Source organism: Moorena sp. SIO1F2, assembly GCF_010672755.1.
In the GTDB taxonomy this organism is placed as follows: Bacteria; Cyanobacteriota; Cyanobacteriia; order Cyanobacteriales; family Coleofasciculaceae; genus Moorena.
The window spans coordinates 1-5,619 of sequence record NZ_JAAHFV010000395.1 but is presented as its reverse complement, the minus strand read 5'-3'; the positions used below and the strand labels follow the sequence as shown (position 1 = coordinate 5,619).

The 5,619-nt window shown below is 46.3% G+C and carries 3 protein-coding genes; 2 read left to right on the top strand and 1 reads right to left on the bottom strand.

The window, feature by feature from the left end:
* Positions 1-79: 79 nt before the first annotated feature.
* Entirely contained in the window at positions 80-2,602 is a 2,523-nt protein-coding gene (locus F6J94_RS29165) for a CHAT domain-containing protein (protein ID WP_293046781.1), read from the top strand.
* Positions 2,603-2,678: 76 nt separating this feature from the next.
* Here the strand turns inward: F6J94_RS29165 and F6J94_RS29160 are convergent, their stop codons facing one another.
* Positions 2,679-3,266 carry a hypothetical protein gene (locus F6J94_RS29160; RefSeq protein WP_293018070.1) on the bottom strand — a complete coding sequence of 196 codons (588 nt, stop codon included), beginning with the start codon at positions 3,264-3,266 and terminating at the stop codon, positions 2,679-2,681.
* Positions 3,267-3,330: 64 nt separating this feature from the next.
* Between F6J94_RS29160 and speA the strand changes: the two genes are divergently transcribed.
* The gene (gene speA / locus F6J94_RS29155) at positions 3,331-5,478 is read left to right on the top strand and encodes a biosynthetic arginine decarboxylase (RefSeq protein ID WP_293046780.1); all 2,148 of its coding nucleotides are present in this window, start codon (positions 3,331-3,333) and stop codon (positions 5,476-5,478) included.
* Positions 5,479-5,619: the final 141 nt, after the last annotated feature.

Sequence of the window (5,619 nt, the reverse complement as noted above, 5' to 3'; positions counted from 1 at the left end):
AAGAATTTTTAAACCTTCAGCCAAAGCTCGTCACTATGAGCAAAATTGATCCCTTGAAATTGAGCAAAATTGGGCAACAGTGGCACAGGAATTCCATATCTCCGTAACCCCCTTAGGAAAACATGATGATTATCTGGTGCGCATCGAACGAGTGGCACCGGGAGTCTCATTGGCAGAAGAACAAGTCAGTTGGCCGGTAGAAGAATGGTTAACCCAGGCCAAGCAACTGATGAATGACCCCCTATTTAGTGTCCTGCAGGGTAGGGCAGCTGGGGTGGATGGCAGTTTTGCCATGCCATCTTGGGGAGAACCGTACTCTCAATCCTCTTTAAACTTAGTTGCCTTGGGTCAGGAGCTATACAATGCCCTATTTAAAGGAAGCTTGCGCGATAGCTGGATGATGGCGCAAGCGATCGCTCAAAATCAACGGTCGGTTTTGCGGCTGCGTCTGGGATTGAAAGGTACAGAATTACCCCGCCTACCTTGGGAAGTCCTCCATGCTGGGGATCGTCCCCTAGCTACAGGAACTGATGTGGCTTTCTCCCGCTACCAGATGACCAAAGGCTTGATTAGACCAGTTCCGAAGCCTTTGTCTCCACCGAATCAACCTCTGAAAATTTTGATGGTGATCGCCGGTCCAAGTGATCAAGAAAGTTTAGAACTCTTACAAGAAGCATCTCACCTCAAAGAAGAACTCCGCCATCGTTCACCCAATGGACCCCCAGCGATTCATCTGACCATTCTGGAACAGCCAGGACGGGAACAGTTAACCCAAGCCCTGGAACAAGGAAAATATCAAGTCTTCCACTATGCTGGTCACTCTAACCTAGGGGAATCAGGTGGTGATGTTTACCTGGTTAGTAAAAAAACTGGTTTGACAGAGACCGTAAGGGGTGATGATCTAGCGGGATTGTTAGTTAATAATGGTGTCCAGCTGGCTGTATTCAACTCCTGTCGTGGTGCTCATACAGCTGTTTCAGATAGCCAGGAAAACGGTAACGATCAAAATCTCGCCCAAGCACTGGTTAAGCGGGGTATTCCTGGGGTTCTAGCCATGGCAGAGCGCATCCCCGATGAGGTAGCCCTGACCCTAACCAGACTATTATACCGTAACATCAACCAGGGTTATCCCATTGACCTAAGCCTCTCGCGAGCTAGACAAGGACTGATTTCTGCTTATGGCTCGAACCAGCTTTATTGGGCATTACCTGTTCTCTATCTGCATCCGGAATTTGATGGTTTCCTGACCAATGATGACCAGAGTTATGACCGAACTCAAATATTTACCCTGCCCGATCCTGATGAGACCTCTGTCGGGTTAGACCCAGAAGAGGGGTTTTTTACGCCACCAACAGAATCTGATCATACCACATTCTCAGAATTTGAGGAAGAGTCAGCTCTTGTCTCTAGGGGAGAAGCTGAGTATGACCATGAAAGTATCACTGGTGTACCACAGGGTTTAGAATCCCATGAACTAGAAGCAGACGATCCCGCTGCTTTCATTAAGGGATTGCTGGATCAGCTGAATACAGAGGCTCAGGGTGGGGAATCAAAAATAGCAGCATCGAATTTAGAGGGGTTATCCGAAAACCCTTACTCAGACACTGCTCAGAAGAACTTACCAGTCCATACCCCAAGCCAACTCCCTGCTCCTAGGAAAGCTTCAGCCGCAACCCTGACAGCGGCTTTGTCTAGCGATGGTTCAACCCAATTAGCTCCAAAGCCTGAGGATACTACGGCAGAAGTTGAGGCTAAAAAGGTCACTAATCCTAAACAGAAGGGTTCAAGGTTACCAGGTTCACCATTGTGGATCGGACTAGGAGCAACGGGAACTCTTGCCTTAGTACTTTTGGGCGTTTGGTTTTTCCAGAACCCTCCTGGTTCTGAGGTAGGGACACAATTACCACCAGGTTCGGAGACACCTGGTGATTACCCAACTTTGACAAATGCTAAAACCAACATCGTCACAGCGATCGCAATTGAAGCATTCAGTAAGGGTAATATTATTCGAGGAACCGAAGCTGTAACGGCATTGCTAGACCGGGGTGCATTACCCGATGCTTCTGCTGCCCTTCAGGAAGTTCCCTCAGAACAATTGAATCAGTCAATGGTGAGTTTCTTAAGAGGTCGTCTGGCATGGCAGTCGATCCAGACCCGCTCCGATGAATACAGTCTTGATGATGTCAGACGTTATTGGCAAAGAGCAGTCAAACAAGAACCTGACTCTTGGACTTACCGTAATGCCCTAGGGTTTGCCTATTACGCTGAAGGCAAATACGAGCGAGCTAACCAAGCTTGGTATGATGCACTGTACAGGAGTAGCAACAATAAATCTACAACAGTTGGATCTGGAAAATCCAGCAATTCCCAAAAATTGAATACCTATGCTGGCTTAGCGCTAGGGTCGTGGAAATCGGCTCAAGAACAAAACGGAGCTAAGCGGGCGAGTTTGTCCCAACAATCCCTCAAGCTACGGCAACATGTGCTCACCAACGATCCGATTAACTTCCAACCTGATGCCTTGAGCAAGAACTGGCTTTGGTCACAGCAAGCGATTAAAGATTGGCAATCCCTGTTAGAGGTTAGAACTTCTAACAATTGACGGGTTTTGCGTCAACCGTCAAGAGTGAACAAAGGGCAAATTAAGGGCAAATTAAATCACCACTAGCCTCGGCTGATTACTGATCCCGCATCAAGGAAGACAGAGAGCGGCGCTTACGCATATCCATCATGTTGGCAAGAGTCTCGTCTTGAGCATTGGTCTGATCAGTAGGCTCTGGTGGCAAAACCGTTACCTCGGTCTGTTGGTCATCGCTACTGTTTTGTGATGGTGGTAATAATGGTACTGATTTGACTGGTTGTTGTTTGCGAGTCGCCTTACGGCGTCTAGAATTACGGCGTCGCCTTCTACTGCTGACACTAGATGTTATCGGTCTTTTCGGTTTCGTTTTCCGGCTTGAAAATTTTAGAGCCTGAGTAAGCAATAAGCAACCGCTGGCGCAGCCTATAGCAACAACACCAAACAAAGACAGTGGCACAGCCTCTTTTGCCGCTGATGCCCGCAGTTGGGCCAGAGCTGGTTGTGGATTATTGGCTTCTTCTTCAATCGGTCCAGGATCAATCAGACCCATAGTTGCTATGCTACCGGCTAAGACCATAACAACCCAAAGCCCAACCCAAACAGCAATCTGATGATTGTATATTAGCGTTTGGATGGACTGGAAATAATCTTGCTTTTGAGCCTGATGACCAGATGGTTTAGACATCGACGCTCACGATTAGTTAAAAAACACGCTGACGGCATTTTAGCATGGCTAGTCAGTTCGACCAATGTCTTTAAGGAGGTTATTGGTGACACTACAGCGTAAATCCCAGTTTCAAGAGTATTTAACCCCTGAGAGTACTAATGAGACTACTACTGAGATCTCGACTCAAAATCCTACAGATTATGGTGTTAAGTTGATAGACTCATCCTGTTCTCCAATCCCTAAGCATAACCAAAACCATAACCAAGATCACAAGACCTCTCAATCTTGGACAATTGAGAAAAGTGAGGAGCTTTATCAGATCCAAGGCTGGGGAGAACCCTACTTTGCCATTAACACTGCTGGTCATATCATGGTGTCCCCTAAAGGCAATGGGGGCGGCTCGTTGGATTTGTTGGAACTGGTAGAATCCCTGAAGCAGCGCAACTTGGGACTACCATTACTAATCCATTTTTCAGATATTTTGGCAGACCAGATAGAGCAATTAAACGCCTGTTTTGCCCAAGCCATTAGTCGCTACAAATACCCTGGTCGTTACCAGGGAGTGTTTCCAGTTAAATGCAACCAGCATCGACATGTGGTAGAGGATGTCGTGTATTTTGGTCAACCTTATCAATTTGGTTTAGAAGTCGGTTCTAAACCTGAATTGATGATTGCTCTAGCAACATTGCTCACTCCGGATTCCCTAATTATTTGTAACGGCTACAAAGACCGGGAATATCTTGAAACTGCGCTTTTAGCTAGGCGATTGGGACATAATCCGATAATTGTCCTAGAACAGCTAGAGGAAGTGCAGCTAATCATTGAGGTGGCGGCTTCGTTAGGAAGCATCACACCAGTGCTGGGGGTGCGAGCCAAACTGAGTACACAAAGCATGGGTCGTTGGGGAAACTCTGTAGGAGATAAAGCTAAATTTGGTCTGAAAATTCCAGAAATACTCCAAGCCATTGACCAGCTACGGGAGGCTGGGATGCTTGAGTCATTGCAGCTGTTGCACTTCCACATCGGCTCTCAAATCTCTGCCATTAGCGTAATTAAAGATGCTATTCGCGAAGCCAGCCAAATTTATGCTGAGCTGAAGGGATTAGGGGTGAATATGCAGTATCTAGATGTAGGTGGTGGCTTGGCAGTGGATTACGATGGCTCGAAAACGAACTTCCATGCCTCCAAAAACTACAACATGCAGAACTATGCTAATGACATTGTGGCTGCGGTGAAGGATGCTTGTGAGGAACATCAAATTCCAGCACCAACACTGATTAGTGAAAGTGGTCGTGCGATCGCATCCCATCAATCAGTCCTGATCTTTGATGTTTTGAGTACCAGTGATGTCGAATCTCAATCCCCTCCACTGACAACGGAACAAGACCATCTAATTATTCGGAATCTTTGGGAAACTTACTGTACTATCGACCTTGAGAACTACCAGGAAGCCTATCATGATGCCATCGAGCTTAACCAAGAAGCAAAAAGCCTGTTTAGTTTAGGCTATCTGAGCATTACTCAGCGGGCTAAAGCCGAGCAGCTTTATTGGGCGTGCTGTCAGAAGATTCGGGAAATTATCAGGACACAAGACTATGTTCCCGATGATCTAGCAGACCTGGAAACGATCATGGCATCAATTTACTATGTCAACCTATCAGTCTTCCAATCAGTGCCAGATTGCTGGGGAATTAACCAGCTATTTCCGATTATGCCCATTCATCGGTTGGATGAAGAACCAACCCAAAGGGCTATCCTGGCTGACCTTACCTGCGATAGTGATGGTAAGATTGACCAATTTATTGACCTGCGGGATGTTAAATCGTTGCTGGAACTACATCCTTTGCGCAAAGCCGAGGAGCCAGAGAGAATTTCCAATTCCAAATCCCAAATCCCAAATCCCAAATCCAAAGAACCCTACTATTTGGGTTTCTTCCTAGTCGGTGCCTACCAAGAGATTATGGGGAATTTACACAATCTTTTTGGTGATAGTAACGCAGTTCACATCAAATTAAGCCCCAGAGGGTATGAAATTGAACACTTGGTTAAGGGAGATACAATCACGGAAGTTTTGGGTTATGTGCAGTATGATGCTGAAGATTTGGTGGAAGGTATGCGCCGCCTCACAGAACAGGCGTTGCAACAGAACCGAATTACTTTGGCAGAATCTCAACGGCTGCTGCAAAATTATGAGCGGAGTTTGAGGAGTTATACCTATTTGAGTTGCTAAGCTCAGGAGTTACCCAGTAACTCGAATTGTTGGGTTTCCTACAACTTATAGGGTTTGGTGCTCAGTTTTCGGTAAGTTCTGCTGAAGAAAAGCATTTCATTGTACTCCCTACAGCCAAAGTGATGGATATATGATTGATGA